The following is a 19,159-nucleotide window of genomic DNA, read 5'->3' on the forward strand; positions in this document are numbered from 1 at the left end:
AACGTCGATGGCTGACTAAGGTGAGACCAGTCTTTGGATCGCCAACAAGAGAACAACATGAGCCAGACAACCTTCGATATTCAGCAAGCCGCGGTGATCGGCGCGGGCACCATGGGCCGGGGCATTGTCATGTGTCTGGCCAATGCCGGCGTGACGGTGCAATGGGTGGATAACAATCCACAGATGCTTGAACAGGCACTCGCCACTGTGGCCGAGACTTATGCACACAACGTGCGCCAGGGACGGGTTGATCAGGCCGAAGCGGATGCGCGTTTGGCGCGGGTCAGTACGGCAGCGGATTATGCGGCGATTCGCAATGTCGATCTGGTGATCGAGGCGGTGTACGAAAATCTTGAGCTGAAGCAGAAGATCTTTCGTGAGCTGGATGGTTTGCTCAAGCCTGAGGCACTGTTGGCAAGCAATACGTCGGCGCTGGACATCGATGCGATAGCCGCAGCGACAAAGCGTCCGAATCAGGTGCTGGGCCTGCATTTCTTCAGCCCGGCGCACATCATGAAACTGCTGGAAATCGTTCGCGGCGCACAGACCTCTGCGACGGTGCTGGAGGCGGCACTGGCACTGGGTAAACGCATGGGCAAGGTCAGTGTGGTGTCGGGTAACTGCCATGGTTTTATCGGCAATCGCATGCTGCATCCGTATGTCCTCGAGGCGCGCAAGATGTTGCTTGAGGGCGCTTATCCACAGCAGGTCGACGCAGCCTTGCAAGGTTTCGGTTTTGCCATGGGGCCGTTCCGCATGTACGACGTGGTCGGCATCGATCTGGAATGGCGTGCACGCGAGTTGGCCGGCAAGGGCCAGGATGCGCCAGAGGTGCAGGTGGATAACCGTTTGTGCGAGATGGGCCGGTTCGGGCAGAAGTCTGGCAACGGTTATTACCATTACGAACCGGGCCGTCGTCAGGCTGAGCACGATCCTGAGGTCGATGCGCTGGTATTGCAGGTCAGCGAAGAGTTGGGCTTCCAGCGCCGCGAGATCGGTCCTGAGGAGATCCTGGAGCGCAGTCTTCTGGCATTGGTCAACGAGGGTGCGAAGATTTTGCAGGAGGGCATTGCCGAGTCTGCACACGACATCGATCTGGTGTACCTGAACGGCTACGGCTTCCCGGCGGACAAGGGCGGGCCGATGGCCTGGGCGGATCAGCAAGGGCTGGCGAATATTCATTCGCGGCTGTTGGCGCTGGAGACGCGGCAGGGCGATCAGTGGAAACCGGCGCGGTTGATTGGTGAGTTGGTGGCGCAGGATAAGGGGTTTGCTCAAGTGTAATGTCGCGGCCAAAATCGTTCCCCCTCACCCCAGCCCTCTCCCCCAGGGGGGAGAGGGGGAAGGGAGCCGATCTGCGTGGGTTTCAGCATCTGAGTTCGACTCGAAGGATCAGGTCGGTGTATTTCGAGAGAACACCTCGGTCAGTCCCCTCTACCTCTGGGAGAGGGCTAGGGTGAGGGCAAGCAGCCTCACTGAAAAAACAAGAGAACCAGCACAAACATGTCCACCCCTCAGCGCACCGACTACCCCCACTTCCAGCCCATCACCACACGCTGGCACGACAACGACGCCTACGGTCACGTCAACAACGTCACCTACTACAGCTTCTTCGACACGGCGGTGAACACCTACCTGATACAGGTCGGTGGTCTGGATATTCATGGCGGTGAGGTGGTGGGATTTGTAGTCAGTTCGGCGTGCGATTACTTCGCCTCGATCGCCTTCCCGGACCTGATCGAGATCGGTCTGCGGGTCGGCAAGTTGGGCAACAGTTCAGTGCAATACGAGCTGGCGGTGTTCAAGGTGGGTGAAAGCGAAGCGTGTGCGGCCGGGCGCTTCGTTCACGTATTCGTCGATCGGGCGAGTAATCAGCCGGTGCCGATCCCTGCTGAACTGCGGCAGGCACTGGAATACCTGGTGGTGTAAACGGCAAAAAAAAATCGCAGCCCTTAGGCTGCGATTTTGCTTTACCGGCCAGCGAGGTGTTTGAGGCCTCAGTCGCGATAGTACTTGTGATGCTTGCGGTGGCCGTAGGCATGGCCGCGACCACGGTGGTCGTCACGATAGTAGCGACGATCATCATGGCGGCGATCGTAACGACGATCGTCGTCATCGCTCTTGTTGCCCATGTAGTTGCCCAGCGCGCCACCGGCGCCGCCACCTGCTGCGGAGCCGATCAGGCTGCCGGTGGTGCCGCCCATGCTGCGGCCGACCACGTTACCGCCGGCTGCGCCCAGCGCACCACCGATGGCGGCTTCGCCACGGCTGCGTTTGTCGGCGCCAACCGCGCTACCACCCGCGCCGCCCAAGGCTGCGCCGATGGTGGAACCTGTATTGCCGCCTAAGGACTGACCGACGACCGAGCCAAGAACCCCGCCCAATGCGCCGCCCACACCTGCTTCGGTGGTGCCGCCTGCGGAAGCAAAACCACTGACCAGGCCAAGGGACAACAAGAGAATCGAGGAGAACTTCATAGATGAGCCTCAAAGGGATGACGGCGCCGATCCTGAGGCTGTGTAACGAGCGTGACAATCGAAATCCGACGAATAACACGACTTGTATACAATTTTGCAAGTTGCTGTTTTATCAGCGGAACTTAACCGATTTTCGCCGGTCTTTAGCTACTTCGGACAGGCCGCTTTTGTGAAAAAGCGGCCTTTTTTGTGGGCGTTGGAAAAGTGCTAGGGCTTGGAAGCGTATTGCTTGAACCTACGCCTTCGCGAGCAAGCTCGCTCCCACATTTGAAATGCATTCCAATGTGGGAGCGAGCTTGCTCGCGAAGAGGCCGGTTCTGACATCGCGTTACGCGGACTTGGCCATGATCAACCCAGTCTCACTCGCCGCTTCCAGTCGAATCGCAATGAACTTCGACGTCGGTGTATGGCTGCCATCCCCGGTGCTTTCCAGCGGCACCAGCGGATTCACTTCCGGGTAATAAGCTGCGGCTTGTCCCGCCGGAATATCAAATGCCAGCAGTGTGAAGCCCTTTACCCGACGCTCGCGACCATCGTCCCATATCGAAACAATGTCAGCCTTCTGCCCCGGACGGAAGCCGAGGCGAATGATGTCCGCCTCATTGGCGAACAGCACATCACGCTGGCCTTTCACCCCGCGATAGCGGTCGTCGAGGCCATAAATCGTCGTGTTGTACTGATCGTGGGAGCGCATCGATTGCAGGATCAGGTCCGGTATTTGCCCGGTGGCGCGAGTGCGTTCGTGCACCAGATCTTTCGGCAACATGTTGGCGCGGAAATTGGCCCGGCCCGACGGCGTGTTCCACTTGCGTGCGCCAGCGCTGTTACCGAGGTAGAAACCGCCCGGGTTCTTGATCTTCTCGTTGAACGCTTTGAAGTTGGGAATGGTGTCGGCGATCAGTTCGCGGATGCGCCCGTAATCAGCCACCAGCCAGTTCCAGTCCACCGGTTTACTGCCCAATGTGGCGGCAGCGATACCGGCAATGATCGACGGCTCTGAACGCATCTGGTTCGACAGCGGCTGCAACTGACCGTTGGAAGCGTGAACCATGCTGAACGAGTCTTCCACGGTGACCGCTTGCGGGCCTTCGGTCTGGATATCGATGTCGGTACGACCGAGGCACGGCAGGATCAGCGCGTCTTTACCGTGAGCCAGGTGGCTGCGGTTGAGCTTGGTGCTGATCTGCACGGTCAGGTCGCAATTGCTCAGTGCGGCGAAGGTACGCGGGCTATCCGGCGTGGCTTGGGCGAAGTTACCGCCCAGACCGATGAAGACCTTGGCGCGACCCTCAGCCATTGCGTGGATCGCTTCAACCACGTTGTGGCCGTTGTGGCGCGGCACCTTGAACTGGAAGCGTCGCTCCAGCGAATCGAGGAACGCCACCGGCGGACGCTCGTTGATGCCCATTGTGCGGTCGCCTTGCACGTTACTGTGGCCGCGCACCGGGCACAGGCCGGCGCCCGGTTTGCCGATGTTGCCGCGCAGTAGCATCAGGTTGGCGATTTCCTGAATCGTCGGCACCGAGTGGCGATGCTGAGTGATGCCCATCGCCCAGCACATGATTACGTTCTTGCCCTTGGCGTACATACGCGCGGCTTGCTCGATTTCTACGAGGGTCAGGCCGGATTGCTCGACGATCTGTTCCCACGGCGTGTCATCGACTACGCCCAGGTACTCGAGCACGTTGGCGCTGTGGGCATTGAGGAAGTCATGATCGAACACGGCAGGTTCGCCAGCCTTCTGCGCATCGCGCTCCCACTGCAGGAGGAACTTGGCCATGCCGCGCAGCAGCGCCATGTCGCCACCGAGTGCCGGGCGGAAATAAGCGGTGTTGGTTGGCTTGTCGCCGTTGGTGAGCATTTCGATCGGGTGTTGCGGATGCTGGAAGCGTTCCAGACCACGCTCTTTCAATGGGTTGATGCACACCACCTGCGCGCCGCGTTTCACTGCCTCACGCAAGGGTTCGAGCATGCGCGGGTGGTTGGTGCCCGGGTTCTGGCCCCAGACGAAAATCGCATCGGCGTGTTCGAAGTCATCGAAGGTCACGGTGCCTTTGCCGACGCCGACGCTCTGCGCCAGGGCAACACCGCTGGCCTCGTGGCACATGTTCGAGCAGTCCGGGAAGTTGTTGGTACCGTAGGCGCGCACAAACAGTTGATACAGGTACGCCGCTTCGTTGCTGGCGCGACCCGAGGTGTAGAACTCGGCCAGATCGGGGCTCGGCAGACTTTGCAGGTGCTTGGCGATCAGCGTGTAGGCGTCGTCCCAACTGATCGGCTTGTAGCGATCGGTTTCGGCGTCGTAAACCATCGGTTCGGTGAGACGACCCTGATATTCCAGCCAGTAGTCGCTCTGCTCCAGCAGGGAAGTCACGCTGTGCTTGGCGAAGAACTTGGCGTCTACACGACGCTTGGTCGCTTCCCAGTTCACCGCTTTCGCGCCGTTTTCGCAGAACTTGACCATGCCGCTTTCCGGCGAATCGCCCCACGCGCAACCCGGGCAGTCGAAACCGCCGTTCTGGTTGGTCTTGAGCATCATGCGCAGGTTTTTCAGGGCGTTGTCGCTGGTCAACCAGGCCTGAGCCACACTGATCAGGGCACCCCAGCCGCCGGCGGCACCTTTGTAAGGCTTGTAGCGCGGGACAGGTTTCTGGTCGGCTTGATGATGTTGGCTCACGCTTGATTCTCCATCGCGGGGCTATACACCCGCGGCGCACTTTTCTGCGGCAGGTGGATGAGATTGAGGTTATGTCGACGCGCCCATTGCACGGCAAGACCGGTGGGTGCGGAAAGGCTGACCAGTGTCTGGATGCCGGCGCGCAAAACTTTCTGGATCAATTCGAGACTGCAACGGCTGGTGACAATCGCCAGTCCGCCATCTGTGGATATCTTCTGGCGGATCAGTCCGCCGATCAGCTTGTCGAGGGCGTTGTGCCGACCGATGTCTTCGCGCCCGAGCAACAATTCGCCGCTGGCGTTCATGAACACCGCCGCATGCACCGCGCCGCAATGCTGACCGAGCGGTTGGAACGCACCGATGCGCTGGCGCAGACCGTCGAGCCATTCGCTCGGTGGCAGCGGCGCGCCGGGCAAGACCTTGAGATCAGGCAGTGCCTGCTCCACCGCTTCAACCCCGCACAATCCGCAACCGCTGGTGCCTGCCATTTGCCGGCGCTGTTGCTTGAGATTCCAGAACGCACGGTTGGCGATGGTCACTTGCGCATACTGCGCTGAGCCTGCGCCGGTCAGTTGCAGGTCATAGATGTCGGTGGCATCGATGATGATGCCGCTGCCGAGGCTGAAGCCGACGATGAAGTCTTCCAGGTCGGTCGGCGTCACCAGCATGACGGCCTGGCTGATACCGTTGTAGGCAATTGCCAACGCGACTTCCTCGGCGAGCGCAGTGCTGGCCGATTCCTCACGGGGTAAATCGCTGTAACTGTAGGTCTGGCTGGCGGCAGGCGCGGGCGTTTCAAGTGCAGGCGCCGCGCAGGCAGGGCGCTTGGCGTTCATGGCATCACCGACGGTTTGATCAACGTTAAGACTAGGCGCGGCAAGTTGTCGCGTCTAATCGCTAGTGTCGATCTATCGATAGAGGCCGTCGATCAAGGCGCCGTTGGCGATTTCTGATAGAGCGCGAAACAGGCCTCGGCGAGCGCCGAGCGTGGCGCCCCGCGACGCATGATCAAGCCCAGTGGCGCTAGGGTCTGGGCGTTTTCGATGGGCTGCAGACGCAGATGGTCGGTGAGTTTTTCCAGCCCGCCGTCCAACGGCATGATCGCGCAGCAGAAACCGCCGTGTACGGCTTGTAACAATTGATGCACGGCGTCGGTTTGCAGCAACGGTTGCGGAGTCAGGCCACGGCTGTGGAAGTTGTGGTCGATGGACTGACGGAAATGCATGCCGCTGGTGAGCATGCCCAGCGGCAGTTCGATCAGCGATTCCCAGCTCAGCGGAGCTTCACCGAAGGTAAAAGTGCGCTGGTCGTACAGCAGGCCCATGCGGGTTTCGTCGAATGCCAGTGATTCGAAACGTTCGTGATCCAGGCGGTCGAGATAAGAAACACCGATGTCGATTCGGTTATTCGCCAGATGCTCGAGGATCTGCTCGGAGCTCAGTGCCGACATTTCAAAGCGCAGATTCGGGTGGGCGCTGTGCAGGCGTTGCATCAACGGCAGTGGATCGAAACTCGACAGCGGCACCACGCCCAGCCTCAGCGTGCCGATCAGATTGCCGCGACACGCCGCCGCTTCCGCGTGCAAACCGTCATACGCCGCCATCACCGAACGTGCCCACGCCAGCACGCGCTCGCCCGGCGCGGTGAAACCTTCGAAACGCTGGCCACGGTTGACCAGCGGCAAGTCGAGTTCTTCTTCAAGACTGCGCAGGCGCATCGACAGGGTTGGCTGGGTGATGTGGCAACGCGCTGCGGCCTGGCCGAAGTGGCGGGTTTCGTCGAGGGCGATGAGGAATTTCAGCTGCTTGATGTCCATCTTCGCTCCGGGCGCTGGCAGGGTTGGGCGATTCTACCGCTTGCGCGGTGGCAGGGTCATTGGTCGGCTTGGAACCGGGTTTGTCTGTCGTGGTCTAGGCTTGGACGACTGAACCTTTATTCCATGGAGAGAACACGATGAGCCTATTCAGCTTTATCAAAGAAGCCGGTGAGAAAATCCTCGATGCACTGACGCCTGACAAGGCCGAAGCAAACGGTGAGGCGCTGACCAAGCACGTGCAGGACGCGCTGTCGGGGATTGATACCTCGAAAATTCAGGTGAAAGTCGAAGGCGAAAAAGTTATCGCCACCGGTGAAGCCGCCAGTCAGGAAGAGAAAGAAAAGATTCTCTTGGCGCTGGGCAACGTTGCAGGCGTCAGCGGTGTAGATGATCAGATCACCGTGACCGGTGCTGCGGCCACGGCGGCGAAATTTGTCACGGTCGAGAAGGGCGATACCCTCAGCGCGATTTCCAAGCGCGTTTACGGCGATGCGAACAAATACAACAAGATCTTCGAGGCCAACAAACCGCTGCTGTCTCATCCAGACAAGATCTATCCAGGGCAGACACTGCGTATTCCTGAGTAACACGTCGGAACTCCGCTCGAAGCAGGCTCGCCCCCACATGGGATCGCATTCCAAATGTGGGAGCGAGCCTGCTCGCGAACGGGGCAACTCGGTATCAAAGCCCTGCAATCAAACTGCGGTAATCCTCAACCGCCGCAAACTCAGCCGTGTCCTTCGGCCCCTTGCGACTGTCCGGCTCTTTCACCGCCAACAAATGCGCCACACCAAAATCCCGCGCACTGCGCAGAATCGGCAAGGTGTCGTCGATAAACAGACTGCGCGCCGGATCAAAGCCGATGTCCGCCTGCAAGGCATCCCAGAACTGCGGGTTCTCCTTGGGAAAACCGTAATCGTGGGAGCTGATCAGCCGCTCAAAATACGGCGCCAGTTCGATTCGCTCAAGCTTCAGCGACAGTGAGTCGCGGTGTGCATTGGTGATCATGATCACCCGTTTGCCCGCGCGTTTGATCGCTTCCAGAAAGGTATCGGCATCCGGGCGCAAGGCAATCAGGTGCGCAGTTTCCAGCTTCAGTTCACGCACCGATAACTTCAGTTCGGCACTCCAGAAATCCAGGCAGTACCACTGCAACTGGCCGGCATGGCGTTCGAACAACGGCTGCAATTCCATTTCGGCCATGGCCCGGCTGACCCCGTGCAGTTCGGCGTAACGCTGGGGCAGGTGTTCCAGCCAGAAGTGATTGTCGAAGTGCAGATCCAGCAGCGTGCCGTCCATGTCGAGCAGAACGGTATCGATGTCGGACCACGGTAATGAAGGCATGGCAACGTCTCGAACGGTAGAAAGATATCCGACATAAACAATCGGGAAAGCCGCGTTATAGTAGCGCGTTCACGCCAAGGAGCTTTGCATGCGCCAGAAACCCACCGTACTTGCCCGCGAGATCGTCGCCACCAGTCGCCTGTTTTGCGTCGAAGAACTCAAGCTGCGCTTTTCCAACGGCGTGGAACGCACTTACGAACGTCTGGTTGGTAAAGGTGCGGGCTACGGCGCGGTGATGATCGTGGCGATGCTGGATGCCGAGCACGCGGTATTGGTCGAGGAGTATTGCGGCGGCACCGACGAATATGAATTGTCCTTGCCCAAAGGTCTGATCGAACCGGGCGAGGATGTGTTGGCGGCAGCCGAACGTGAGCTCAAGGAAGAGGCTGGTTTTGGTGCGCGGCAACTGGAGCATCTGACCGAGCTGTCGCTGTCGCCCGGTTACATGAGCCAGAAGATTCAGGTGGTTCTGGCGACTGATTTGTACGAGGAGCGTCTCGAAGGCGACGAGCCTGAGCCGATGCGTGTCGACAAAGTGAACCTGCGCGAACTGTCGTCGCTGGCGCTCAATCCTCAGTTTTCCGAAGGCCGTGCATTGGCTGCACTGTATCTGACCCGCGATCTGCTGACCGAGCGCGGGTTCTTTCCAGCATGAGTGAGATATCGATGAATTTCCCCCACCCGTTGATGGCGCCGGTCGTAGAGCTGGCCTTGCAGGCCGGCGAGGCGATTTTGCCGTTCTGGCGCGCCGGCGTTGAGGTCACGGCCAAGTCCGATGACTCGCCCGTGACGGCGGCCGATCTGGCCGCGCATCACCTGATCCTCGCCGGGCTGACGGCGCTGGACCCGAGCATTCCAGTGTTGTCGGAAGAAGACGCCAACATCCCTCAGAGCGTGCGCGCCGGCTGGCAGCGCTGGTGGTTGGTCGACCCGTTGGACGGCACCAAGGAATTTATCAGCGGCAGCGAAGAGTTCACCGTCAACATTGCGCTGATCGAAAACGGCCGCGTGGTGTTCGGCGTGGTGTCGATGCCGACCAATGGTCGTTTCTACGTTGGCGGCGCAGGCCTCGGTGCCTGGCGTTGCGACAAGGGCGGCACGCCGGTTGCGATTCAGGTGCGCGATGTGCCAGGGCCGGGCGAGGCGTTCACCGTGGTCGCCAGCCGTCGCCATTCGAGTCCCGAGCAGGAACGTTTGCTCGCCGGGTTGAGTGCGAGTCTGGGCGAGTTGCAATTGGCCAATATTGGCAGCTCGCTGAAATTCTGCCTGCTGGCCGAAGGCGTGGCGGATTGCTATCCGCGACTGGCGCCGACTTCGCAGTGGGACACGGCGGCGGCTCAAGGTGTGCTGGAAGGTGCGGGCGGTGAGGTGCTGGATCTGCGCGGGGAGGCGTTCTGTTATCCGGCGCGGGAATCGCTACTCAATGAGTTCTTTTTGGCATTGCCGGCCAAGGCGGCCTGGCGCTCCAGATTGTTGGAGTTGGCTCGCGGTTAAGTGAGCTGATCCGAAATCCCCCTCACCCCAGCCCTCTCCCCCAGGAGAGGGAGCCGACCGCGGGATATTTGAGAGTAGCGCCGACCTGGTCGAGTTTTGCTGAATCCATAATCGCTTCGATCTTTCAGGTCGATCTATATCGCAAGACGCCTCACCCTAACCCTGTCCCTTTGGGAGAGGGTTAGGGTGAGGGGCTTTTGATTGTCAGCGATGCAAAACGTACTGCCCGGTAAATGTCACGGCGTCTTCTTCGCTACCCTGATTGACGATCCGCGTATTCAACGTCAACCGCGCCCGCCCATAACGCCGATACATCGCCAGAAACCTCTTCCACTCCTTCGCATCAGGCGCCGGGCAAATCGCCGTAGCGTCCCCGGTCACCGGAAGCGGATAACTGATCTGCCCTTCCTGAATAACAATGTGCCCGTCGGTGATTCCTTCCTCTTTCAGGCGCAAATGCAACCAGCCCCACCCGGCCAGCACCGCGCCGCAGTAGAGGCTGCCACCGAACATCGTGCTCTTGTGGTTGACGTTCGGCTCGAGTGGCAGATGCAGGCTCAGTTGCTGTTCATGCCAGTCGAGCACCTTAAGGCCCATGTCTCGGGTCAGCGGGATGTCGTGATGCAAAACCGACTGAAGATAGGCGCTGTGGCTGATCATTCGTTCTCGTCCCCATGGCTGCTGTCGCCAAAGTTGAGGCCATGCTTGCGCAACTTGTCATGCAGGGTCTTGCGCGGAATGCCCAAGGCTTCGGCGAGGCTGCGCACCGAACTGTGGGAGCGCGCCAGTTCAGCAGCGATCAGCGATTTCTCGAAATTTTCCACCTGCTCGCTGAGGCCCCCATTGATGACTTCGACCGTGGTACTGCCACCGCCCTCGGCGTCAGCGTTATCCAGCGCCAATTCCAGGCCGAGGGCGAAACGTTCGGCGGCATTCTGCAGTTCGCGTACGTTGCCCGGCCAGGTGTGGCGCAGCAGCAAGGCGCGTTGCGCCGGTTGCAGTTCATGGGGCGGCAAACCGTGGCGGGCGCTGGCTTCATCGGCGTAATGCTGGAACAGCACCAGCGCATCTTCACCGCGCTCACGCAGTGGCGGAATGCGCAGTGGCGCGACGTTGAGGCGGTAATACAAGTCGGCGCGGAAGCGGCCCTGGTCAGCGGCCTGACGCAAGTCTTCCTTGGTCGCGGCGATGACGCGGATGTCCAGCGGGATCAGTTGATTGCCACCCAGACGCTCGACCACGCGCTCTTGCAGCATGCGCAGCAACTTCACCTGCACATCCATGCTCATGCTCTCGATTTCATCGAGAAACAATGTGCCGCCATTGGCGAATTCGAATTTGCCGATCCGCCGTTTTTGCGCGCCGGTGAACGCGCCGGGTTCGTGGCCGAACAGTTCGCTTTCCACTACCGACTCGGCCAGTGCGCCAGCGTTGATCGCCACGAACGGGCCGTTTCGGCGGCTGGATAAATCGTGCAAGGCGCGGGCAACCACTTCTTTACCGGCGCCGGTTTCGCCGAGGATCAGCACGTCAGCCTTGGTCGCGGCCAGCGCGCCGATCTGCTCGCGCAGGCGCAGCATTGGGGGCGAATGGCCGACCAGCCGCGCGCTCAGCTCATTGCGATCGCTGAGGGCCAGGCGCAGGCTACGGTTGTCCAGCACCAGGCGGCGCAAGGCCAGGGCGCGGCGCACGCTGTCGAGCAGCGCATCGCTGGCGAAAGGTTTTTCGAGAAAGTCATAAGCGCCGGCACGCATGGCTTGCACCGCCAGCGGCACATCGCCGTGGCCGGTGATCAGCAATACCGGTAGTTCGGGATCCTGCGCGTGCAGTTCGCTGAGCAATTCGAGACCGTCCATGCCCGGCATGCGGATATCGCTGACCACCACACCCGGCCAGTCACGCTCAAGCTGTGCGGCCAGGCCTTTGGCTTCGGACAGCGGCAGAATTTTCAGGCCGGCCAGGTCCAGGGTCTGGCCGAGGGCCTGACGCAGGTGCGGATCGTCGTCGATCAACACCACCTGAATGCGATTGTCGATGGTCATGCACTTCGATCCTCGGACGGTTGCAGGCTGACCCCGGGCGCACCGGCGCGCAGCCGCAGGGTAATCAAGGCGCCACCTTGCTTGTGGTTGGCGAACGACAGTTCACCGCCGAAGGCGCGCATCAGCGTTTCACAAATGGCCAGCCCCAGGCCAAGGCCTTGAGTGCGGGTCTTGGTGGTGTAAAAGGGCTCGCTGGCGCGGCCGAGGGCTTCCATGCAAAAACCCGGGCCGTTGTCGCGAATGTACAGATTGACGCCTTCGGCGGTGGATTCGGCACTCAGCCAGAGTTTGCGCGGCGGGCCTTTCTCGGTGAGGGCGTCGAGGGCGTTGGCCAGCAGATTGCCGAGCACTTGGCGCAATCGGGTTTCCCCGGCCTCGACCCACAGAGTCGCGGCTGGCAGATCGCGGATCAGTTCGACTTCCATGCTGCGACGCCGTTTGGCCAGCAGCGCCAAGGCATCGTCGAGCGCCGGTTGCAGGGCAACGCTTTCCGGCGCGTGGCGATCGCGGCGGGCAAAGGCGCGCAGGTGGGCGATGATCGAGGCCATGCGCCCGGTCAGTTCGCTGATCAGTTTGAGGTTGCCGCGCGCATCGTCGGTGCGCTGATGATCGAGCAGCACTTCGGCGTTTTCCGCGTAGCTGCGGATCGCTGCCAACGGCTGATTGAGTTCGTGGCTGATGCTCGCGGACATCGTCCCCAGCGCCGACAGCTTGCCGGCCTGGACCAGATCGTCCTGGGCACGCACCAGTTCCTGTTGGGCTTGTTCACGCTCCAGCACTTCCTCCTTCAAGCGCCGGTTGAGGCCTTCGAGGTCGCTGGTACGTTCCGCCACGCGGCCTTCCAGTTCACGGCGTGCCTTGGCCTCGAACGCGATGCGTTCCAGATAATGGCGGCGGCGCTGCATCATCAGACCGAGCAACAACATCAGCACCAGCAGCGTGGCGCCGCCGATGGCGACCACGGTGCGCACCGGACGGTCGATCAGCGTGCGTGGGGCAAGGATGCTGACGCTCCAGCCGGTTTCGGCGATGTCGTGAGTCTGGATCAGCCACGCAGTCGGGCTGAGGTTCAGGGGGCGCGGCTCGCGGGTCGGGTAAGGCTGGATAGCGGTGATCGCCGAGCGTTCGCTGTCGCTCAAGTTACGGGTCGAACGGAAGCGCCATTCCGGGCGCGAGGTGAGGATGACCACGCCGTTGTGGTCGGTCACCAGCAGTTGTTCCGGGGTTTTGCCCCAGAGGCTTTCGGTGTGGTCGAGGTCAACCTTGATCACCAGCACGCCGATGATTTTTTCGCCGTTGCGCACGGCGGCAGCGAAGAAGTAGCCGCGTTTGGCCGAGGTCGTGCCGAGGCCGAAAAAGCGTCCGAGGCGTCCGGCCATGGCTTCACTGAAGTACGGACGGAACGAAAAATTGCGGCCGACGAAACTGTCGTGCTTGTCCCAATTCGACGCAGCCAGCGTCTGCCCGCTGGTGTCCATCAGGTACATGACTTCGGCGCCGGTCTGCGCGGCGATGTTCTTCAGCAGGCGATTGGCATTGCCTTGGGTGACGCCGTCGTCCGGTGCGCCGAGGACCGCGCGCAAGGCCGGCAGGTCGCCGAGAATTTGCGGCAACACTTCATAGCGGTGCAGGGTACCCAGCAGGTTGGCGACGTACAGGTCGAGGGTCTGCCGGTTCTGCCCGGCCAGTTCACTGCGGTAATAGCGCTCGGCGAGATGTTCCAGCGGCCACAGCAGCGGCGCCAGACACAGGGCCAGCAGGGCGAGGCTGCGCCAGCGAGGTCTGCGGGGGAGGGTTGGTTTCATGAGCCGGATGCGCCTGAGATGTCAGGCGCATTATGCCTAGGCTCAGGCGAAGACGTCAGCGTCCTTGAGCAGGGCTGCAGCCTGATCCTTGGCGGACAGCTTCGGCGCTTCGTCCAGCTGCCAGTCGATGCCCAGCGCGGGATCATCCCAGCGAATGCTGCGCTCGGACGACGGGTCGTAGTAGTTGGTGGTCTTGTAAAGGAATTCAGCGAACTCGCTCAGTACCACGAAACCATGGGCGAAACCTTCCGGCACCCACAGTTGACGATGGTTTTCGGCCGACAAGCGCACCGCCACCGATTTGCCGAAATGCGGCGAGCTGCGCCGAATATCCACGGCCACATCCAGCACTTCACCGACGGTCACACGGACCAGTTTGCCCTGGGTGTTTTGCAACTGGTAATGCAGGCCACGCAACACGCCTTTTTGCGAGCGCGAGTGGTTGTCCTGAACGAATTGCGTGTCCAGACCGGTAGCGTCCTGGAACGCCTTGGCATTGAAACTCTCGTAGAAAAAGCCGCGCTCGTCACCGAACACCTTCGGTTCGATGATCAGGACACCGGGCAGGTCGGTGGTGATTACATTCATGGGGAGTTCCATAGGCAGGTGTGAATGGCCGACATTCTTGCGCAAAGTGCCATTTAACGCGAGTGCGGACCGTAAGGGGCGATTCAGTCGACCTCGCCAAAATACCAGCGTTGTTCCTCATAGGTCTGGCCATCGCCATCTTCAACGGTATAGCTCAGGCCTCTCTCTCCAATGCCCGGCGGTAAAACGAGTCCCCATTCCTGGGCCAGGCTCTTACCGGTTTCGACGTATTCACTATCAGCAGGCGGGATATGACCTCGGTGATATTCCATGTCGGTATAGATACATATCTCGCTGGAAAACATTCCTGGCAATAAGATGGCGGCGACCACTCTGCAATCGATAGCATTTTCCGGTCGGGACATACGCAGGTGCTGCGCCGCGTTGATCAAGTGCTGCGCGCACTGCCGACGCAGATCCGCGGTTGCTTGTTTTCCTTGGACCATCGACATGTGAATCGGGATTTTCCAGTTGCTGTATTTTTCCTCTTCGGTGAGGTCGGCCGGAAAGTAACCTTCGAAGTCAGCAGCCCAAGCGGCTAACGCGCGTAGACGGCGAGGGATATTGCGGACTTTTTTGTTGGAGAGGGCGAGGCGGCGCTGGGACATTTTGCGGATTGCTTCCGTGCGGATAACGTTCGAGGGGGCAGGTTGAACAATGAAGTGTTCAAACGCAATCTGAAATTGCTGTAGGAAAAGTTATTGGTGGGGGGCCGTCACAGTGATGTGCCCTTGATCCGGTCGGGAGTTGGTATAAGGGGTTGCGTCTCGCCAAAAGCAATGGCGATATAGGCGCCTAATAAAATTACAGGGGTCGTTTCATGCCGCTCGCCACGTTGATTCATCGCGCCAGTTTGCCCAGCCCGCAGGTTTCTGCAGAGCAGGCCCAGCAATGGCTGGCGGAGCATTACGGGCTCAGCGGCAGGCTGCAGGCGCTCGGCAGCCAGCAGGATCTGAATTTTCGCGTCGACAGTCCGCGCGGTCGGTTCGTGCTGAAAATCTGCCGTGGCGATTACGCTCTGGTGGAGCTGCAAGCCCAGCATGCCGGCCTCAAGTACCTGGCCGAGCACTCGGCGGTGACGGTGCCACGGGTGATCGCGGCCAATAATGGCGAGGATCTGCTGTCACTCGAGGTCGGCGGCGAAGCCGTCCATGTGCGGCTGCTGGATTACATCGAGGGCCAGCCGCTCACGCATCTCGAATACTTGGGGCGCGACGTGGTGGCGGGGTTTGGCCGGCTCTGCGGTGAGATGGATCTGGCGCTGGCCGGGTTCGATCACCCGGGCCTTGAGCGCACGTTGCAGTGGGATGCCCGTCACGCCAGTGCCCTGATCAGCCATCTGCTGCCGGTGATCAAGGATGAGCAGCAACGCATATTGATTGCCGATGCGGCCGAACAAGCCGAGCGCCGCTTGCAGCCGTTGCAGGGCAAGCTGCCGGTGCAGGCGATCCACATGGACATCACCGACGACAACGCCGTCTGGGCGCGCGATGCCCTGCGTCACTGGCAGTTACAGGGCGTGATCGACTTTGGCGATCTGGTGCGCACCTGGCGCATCACCGATCTGTCGGTGACCTGTGCGGCGTTGCTGCATCACGCTGGTGGCGATCCGTTTGTCATCCTGCCGGCGGTGCAGGCCTACCACGCGGTCAACCCGTTGCAACATGAAGAGCTGCAAGCGCTGTGGCCATTGATTGTCGCGCGCGCGGCGGTGCTGGTGCTCAGTGGCGAGCAACAGGTCAGCATCGACCCCGCGAATACCTACAGCCGTGACAACCTAAGCCATGAGTGGGAAATCTTCCGCGTAGCGACATCGGTGCCACAGGCACTCATGGAAGCGGCGATCCTCACTGCCGTCGGTCACGCATTGCCGGTGATCGATAGCGAAGGTTTTGCGCCCTTGCTGCCCGGTCTGGTCGGACGTGAATTTGCCCTGATCGATCTCGGTGTCCTCAGCCCGCATTTCGAGGCCGGCAACTGGGAGCAGGCCGGCATCGATCAGCACCTGTTGAACGAAGCGGCGGCGGCCCATGGTTTGGCGGCAAGCCGTTATGGTCAGTACCGTTTGTCGCGCACCCGTCCCGACAGCGCCGTTGAACCGGACACCTTCCCGCTGCACGTGGAATTGCGCGTGCCCGATGGTACCGCCGTAGAAGCGCCGTTCGCTGGCGTCGTGCATCAGGCAGCAAGCGGTGTGCTGCAACTGGATGGCCCGCAACTCAGCGTGCGCCTGTGGGGCGTGACACCTTCGCTGCACAGCGGCGCGGCGCTGGTCAAAGGCCAGGTGCTGGGCGCAGTCAGCGGCCCATTACGGGTGCAGTTGTGCCGGGGCGCGCAGATCGATGCGCCGTTGTTTTGCACCCCGGCGCATGCAGCGGCGTGGCAGGCGCTGTGTCCTTCGCCGGCCGCATTATTGGGTCTGGCCTGCGATGCCGAGCCGGAACTGGACGCAAAAACCCTGCTCGAACGCCGCGATGCCAGTTTCGCCCGCACGCAGAAACACTACTACGTTGATCCGCCGCGCATTGAACGCGGCTGGCGTAATCACCTGATCGACATGCAGGGCCGCTCCTACCTCGACATGCTCAACAACGTTGCCGTGCTCGGTCACGGCCACCCGCGCATGGCGGCAGTGGCGGCGCGGCAGTGGTCGCTGCTCAACACCAACTCGCGATTCAACTATGCGGCGGTGGCGGAGTTTTCCGAGCGCTTGCTGAAATTGGCGCCGGAAGGCATGGACCGGGTGTTTCTGGTCAACAGCGGCAGCGAGGCCAATGACCTGGCGATTCGTCTGGCCTGGGCCTACAGCGGCGGGCGCGACATGATCAGCGTGCTTGAGGCCTATCACGGCTGGACGGTCGGCGCCGATGCGGTATCAACGTCAATCGCCGACAACCCGAAAGCCCTGGAAAGCCGACCGGACTGGGTGCATCCGGTGCCTGCGCCAAACACTTATCGCGGTGAATTCCGTGGTCTCGATTCGGCGCCGGATTACGTGCGCAGTGTTGAGCATCACCTGGCGAAACTTGCCGAACAGAAGCGCCAACTGGCCGGGTTTATCTGCGAGCCGGTGTATGGCAATGCCGGCGGTATCTCGCTGCCGCCGGGATATCTCCAGCAGGTATACGCGCTGGTGCGCGCGCAGGGCGGCGTGTGCATCGCCGACGAAGTGCAGGTCGGTTACGGGCGCATGGGCCACTTCTTCTGGGGCTTTGAAGAGCAGGGTGTGGTGCCGGACATCATCTGCATGGCCAAGGGTATGGGCAACGGTCAACCGCTGGGCGCGGTGCTCACGCGACGGGAAATTGCCGAGGCGCTGGAGGCCGAGGGCTATTTCTTCTCGTCGGCGGGCGGCAGTCCGGTCAGTTGCCAGATCGGCATGGCGGTGCTCGATGTCATGGCAGAAGAAAAACTCTGGGAGAACGCGCAGGTGGTCGGTGGCCACTTCAAGGCGCGTCTCGAAGCGTTGATCGATAAACATCCGTTGGTGGGCGCGGTGCACGGTTCCGGGTTCTATCTGGGACTTGAGCTGATTCGCAATCGCGAGACGCTGGAGCCGGCGACCGAGGAGACGGTGTTGCTGTGTGATCGCTTGCGTGAGTTGGGGATTTTCATGCAGCCGACCGGGGATGATCTGAACATTCTCAAGATCAAACCGCCGATGGTGACGTCGCGTCAGAGTGTGGATTTCTTTGTCGATATGCTTGATCAAGTCCTTACCGAGGGCCTGTAAGCGCTGCAAATCCCCTGTGGGAGCGAGCCTGCTCGCGAAAGCGGTTTCTCATTCAACATCGGTGTTGATTGATCAATCGCCTTCGCGAGCAGGCTCGCTCCCACATTTGTTCTCGATTGTTAACTCGATTTGTATCGGCTTTTTCTCGGTTTATTTAGACGAAAGGTAATTTACTAGCTTCTAAAGCCGATATTTATCGGCTATAAAGTCGCCATTGCTCCGGCATGGCGATCTCATGTCCGGTGCGCGCGTTTTCTTTTCGGCCGAATTTCCGGCCGTCAAAGCAACTGCCCGGAGATGATTCATGAGCCGTATCGTTACCGTTGCCGCCACTCAGATGGCCTGTTCCTGGGATCTGGAAGCCAACCTCGAAATCGCTGAAAGGCTGGTGCGCGAAGCCGCCGCCAAAGGCGCGCAGATCATCCTGATTCAGGAGCTGTTCGAGGCGCCGTACTTCTGCCAGAAGCCGAACCCGGACTATCTGCAACTGGCGACGACGGTGGAAGAAAACGTCGCGATCAAACATTTCCAGAAAATCGCCAAAGAGCTGCAAGTGGTGCTGCCGATCAGCTTCTATGAGCTGGCCGGCCGTGCGCGCTTCAACAGCATCGCGATCATCGATGCCGACGGCAGCAACCTCGGGATTTATCGTAAAAGCCACATCCCGGATGGCCCGGGCTACCACGAGAAGTATTACTTCAACCCGGGCGACACCGGTTTCAAGGTGTGGAACACCCGTTACGCGAAAATCGGCGTGGGCATTTGCTGGGACCAGTGGTTCCCGGAAGCTGCGCGCAGCATGGCCCTGCAAGGCGCGGAAATTCTGTTTTACCCAACCGCGATCGGCAGTGAGCCGCACGACAAGACCATTTCGTCGCGCGATCACTGGCAGCGCGTGCAACAGGGTCATGCCGGCGCCAACCTGATGCCGCTGATCGCCAGCAACCGCATCGGCAACGAAGAACAGGACGGCTACGACATCACGTTCTACGGCTCTTCGTTCATCGCCAACCAGTTCGGCGAAAAAGTGCAGGAGCTGAATAAAACCGAAGAAGGTATTCTTGTGCACACTTTCAACCTCGACGAGCTCGAACACATTCGCAGCGCGTGGGGTTCATTCCGTGACCGCCGTCCGAACCTGTACGGCGCGTTGAAAACCCTCGACGGTTCCCTGGAGTCCTGA

The 19,159-nt window shown here is 60.5% G+C and carries 17 protein-coding genes; 7 read left to right on the forward strand and 10 right to left on the reverse strand.

Features of this window, described 5'->3' with window-relative positions; genetic code table 11:
- Positions 1-57 precede the first annotated feature (57 nt).
- Together CLU80_RS14920 and CLU80_RS14925 are read left to right on the forward strand one after the other, a co-directional pair.
- On the forward strand, positions 58-1,284 hold the full coding sequence (locus tag CLU80_RS14920; RefSeq protein ID WP_099757723.1) for a 3-hydroxyacyl-CoA dehydrogenase: 1,227 nt from the start codon (positions 58-60) through the stop codon (positions 1,282-1,284).
- A 219-nt stretch (positions 1,285-1,503) separates the two neighbouring features.
- Positions 1,504-1,929: an acyl-CoA thioesterase gene (locus tag CLU80_RS14925; protein WP_099757724.1), complete on the forward strand. Its 426-nt coding sequence runs from the start codon at positions 1,504-1,506 to the stop codon at positions 1,927-1,929.
- 68 nt (positions 1,930-1,997) lie between these two features.
- Here the strand turns inward: CLU80_RS14925 and CLU80_RS14930 are convergent, their stop codons facing one another.
- The 4 genes from CLU80_RS14930 to CLU80_RS14945 form a co-directional block, all read right to left on the reverse strand.
- Positions 1,998-2,477 carry a glycine zipper domain-containing protein gene (locus CLU80_RS14930; RefSeq protein ID WP_093429994.1) on the reverse strand — a complete coding sequence of 160 codons (480 nt, stop codon included), beginning with the start codon at positions 2,475-2,477 and terminating at the stop codon, positions 1,998-2,000.
- Between the two features lie 328 nt (positions 2,478-2,805).
- Positions 2,806-5,154 carry an FdhF/YdeP family oxidoreductase gene (locus CLU80_RS14935; protein WP_099757725.1) on the reverse strand — a complete coding sequence of 783 codons (2,349 nt, stop codon included), beginning with the start codon at positions 5,152-5,154 and terminating at the stop codon, positions 2,806-2,808.
- Positions 5,151-5,990, reverse strand: coding sequence for a formate dehydrogenase accessory sulfurtransferase FdhD (fdhD, locus tag CLU80_RS14940; protein ID WP_093429996.1), 840 nt, complete (start codon positions 5,988-5,990; stop codon positions 5,151-5,153). Before fdhD ends, CLU80_RS14935 begins: the two co-directional genes overlap by 4 nt.
- A gap of 92 nt (positions 5,991-6,082) precedes the next feature.
- Entirely contained in the window at positions 6,083-6,970 is an 888-nt protein-coding gene (locus CLU80_RS14945) for a LysR family transcriptional regulator (RefSeq protein WP_093429997.1), read from the reverse strand.
- 137 nt (positions 6,971-7,107) lie between these two features.
- Here CLU80_RS14945 and lysM point away from each other — a divergent pair, with 137 nt between their 5' ends.
- Positions 7,108-7,557 (forward strand): peptidoglycan-binding protein LysM, encoded by a 450-nt coding sequence (lysM, locus tag CLU80_RS14950; RefSeq protein ID WP_099757726.1) that lies wholly within the window; start codon positions 7,108-7,110, stop codon positions 7,555-7,557.
- A 94-nt stretch (positions 7,558-7,651) separates the two neighbouring features.
- Here lysM and yrfG read toward each other — a convergent pair whose 3' ends face one another.
- Positions 7,652-8,314 carry a GMP/IMP nucleotidase gene (yrfG, locus tag CLU80_RS14955; protein ID WP_099757727.1) on the reverse strand — a complete coding sequence of 221 codons (663 nt, stop codon included), beginning with the start codon at positions 8,312-8,314 and terminating at the stop codon, positions 7,652-7,654.
- Positions 8,315-8,402: 88 nt separating this feature from the next.
- Between yrfG and nudE the strand changes: the two genes are divergently transcribed.
- The gene (gene nudE / locus CLU80_RS14960) at positions 8,403-8,969 is read left to right on the forward strand and encodes an ADP compounds hydrolase NudE (protein WP_034151897.1); all 567 of its coding nucleotides are present in this window, start codon (positions 8,403-8,405) and stop codon (positions 8,967-8,969) included.
- A gap of 11 nt (positions 8,970-8,980) precedes the next feature.
- A complete protein-coding gene (gene cysQ, locus CLU80_RS14965) occupies positions 8,981-9,808 on the forward strand; it encodes a 3'(2'),5'-bisphosphate nucleotidase CysQ (protein ID WP_093429999.1) in 828 nt (275 codons plus the stop codon).
- Positions 9,809-10,012: 204 nt separating this feature from the next.
- Here cysQ and CLU80_RS14970 read toward each other — a convergent pair whose 3' ends face one another.
- The 5 genes from CLU80_RS14970 to CLU80_RS14990 form a co-directional block, all read right to left on the reverse strand.
- On the reverse strand, positions 10,013-10,468 hold the full coding sequence (locus tag CLU80_RS14970; protein WP_093430000.1) for a YiiD C-terminal domain-containing protein: 456 nt from the start codon (positions 10,466-10,468) through the stop codon (positions 10,013-10,015).
- Positions 10,465-11,850 carry a sigma-54-dependent transcriptional regulator gene (locus CLU80_RS14975; RefSeq protein ID WP_093430001.1) on the reverse strand — a complete coding sequence of 462 codons (1,386 nt, stop codon included), beginning with the start codon at positions 11,848-11,850 and terminating at the stop codon, positions 10,465-10,467. Before CLU80_RS14975 ends, CLU80_RS14970 begins: the two co-directional genes overlap by 4 nt.
- A complete protein-coding gene (locus CLU80_RS14980; protein WP_007909099.1) occupies positions 11,847-13,655 on the reverse strand; it encodes a sensor histidine kinase in 1,809 nt (602 codons plus the stop codon). The genes CLU80_RS14975 and CLU80_RS14980 overlap by 4 nt, the downstream gene beginning before the upstream one ends.
- A gap of 42 nt (positions 13,656-13,697) precedes the next feature.
- Complete coding sequence (gene rfbC, locus CLU80_RS14985; RefSeq protein WP_034151902.1) at positions 13,698-14,243, reverse strand: dTDP-4-dehydrorhamnose 3,5-epimerase; 546 nt, start codon at positions 14,241-14,243, stop codon at positions 13,698-13,700.
- Between the two features lie 83 nt (positions 14,244-14,326).
- Entirely contained in the window at positions 14,327-14,851 is a 525-nt protein-coding gene (locus CLU80_RS14990; RefSeq protein ID WP_099757728.1) for a DUF3916 domain-containing protein, read from the reverse strand.
- Between the two features lie 212 nt (positions 14,852-15,063).
- Between CLU80_RS14990 and CLU80_RS14995 the strand changes: the two genes are divergently transcribed.
- Both CLU80_RS14995 and aguB read left to right on the forward strand, forming a co-directional pair.
- Positions 15,064-17,976 carry an aminotransferase gene (locus CLU80_RS14995; protein ID WP_099757729.1) on the forward strand — a complete coding sequence of 971 codons (2,913 nt, stop codon included), beginning with the start codon at positions 15,064-15,066 and terminating at the stop codon, positions 17,974-17,976.
- A 304-nt stretch (positions 17,977-18,280) separates the two neighbouring features.
- On the forward strand, positions 18,281-19,159 hold the full coding sequence (gene aguB, locus CLU80_RS15000) for an N-carbamoylputrescine amidase (protein ID WP_034151905.1): 879 nt from the start codon (positions 18,281-18,283) through the stop codon (positions 19,157-19,159).

The organism is Pseudomonas sp. 29 (assembly GCF_002754355.1).
GTDB classification, from domain to species: Bacteria; Pseudomonadota; Gammaproteobacteria; order Pseudomonadales; family Pseudomonadaceae; genus Aquipseudomonas; species Aquipseudomonas neuropathica.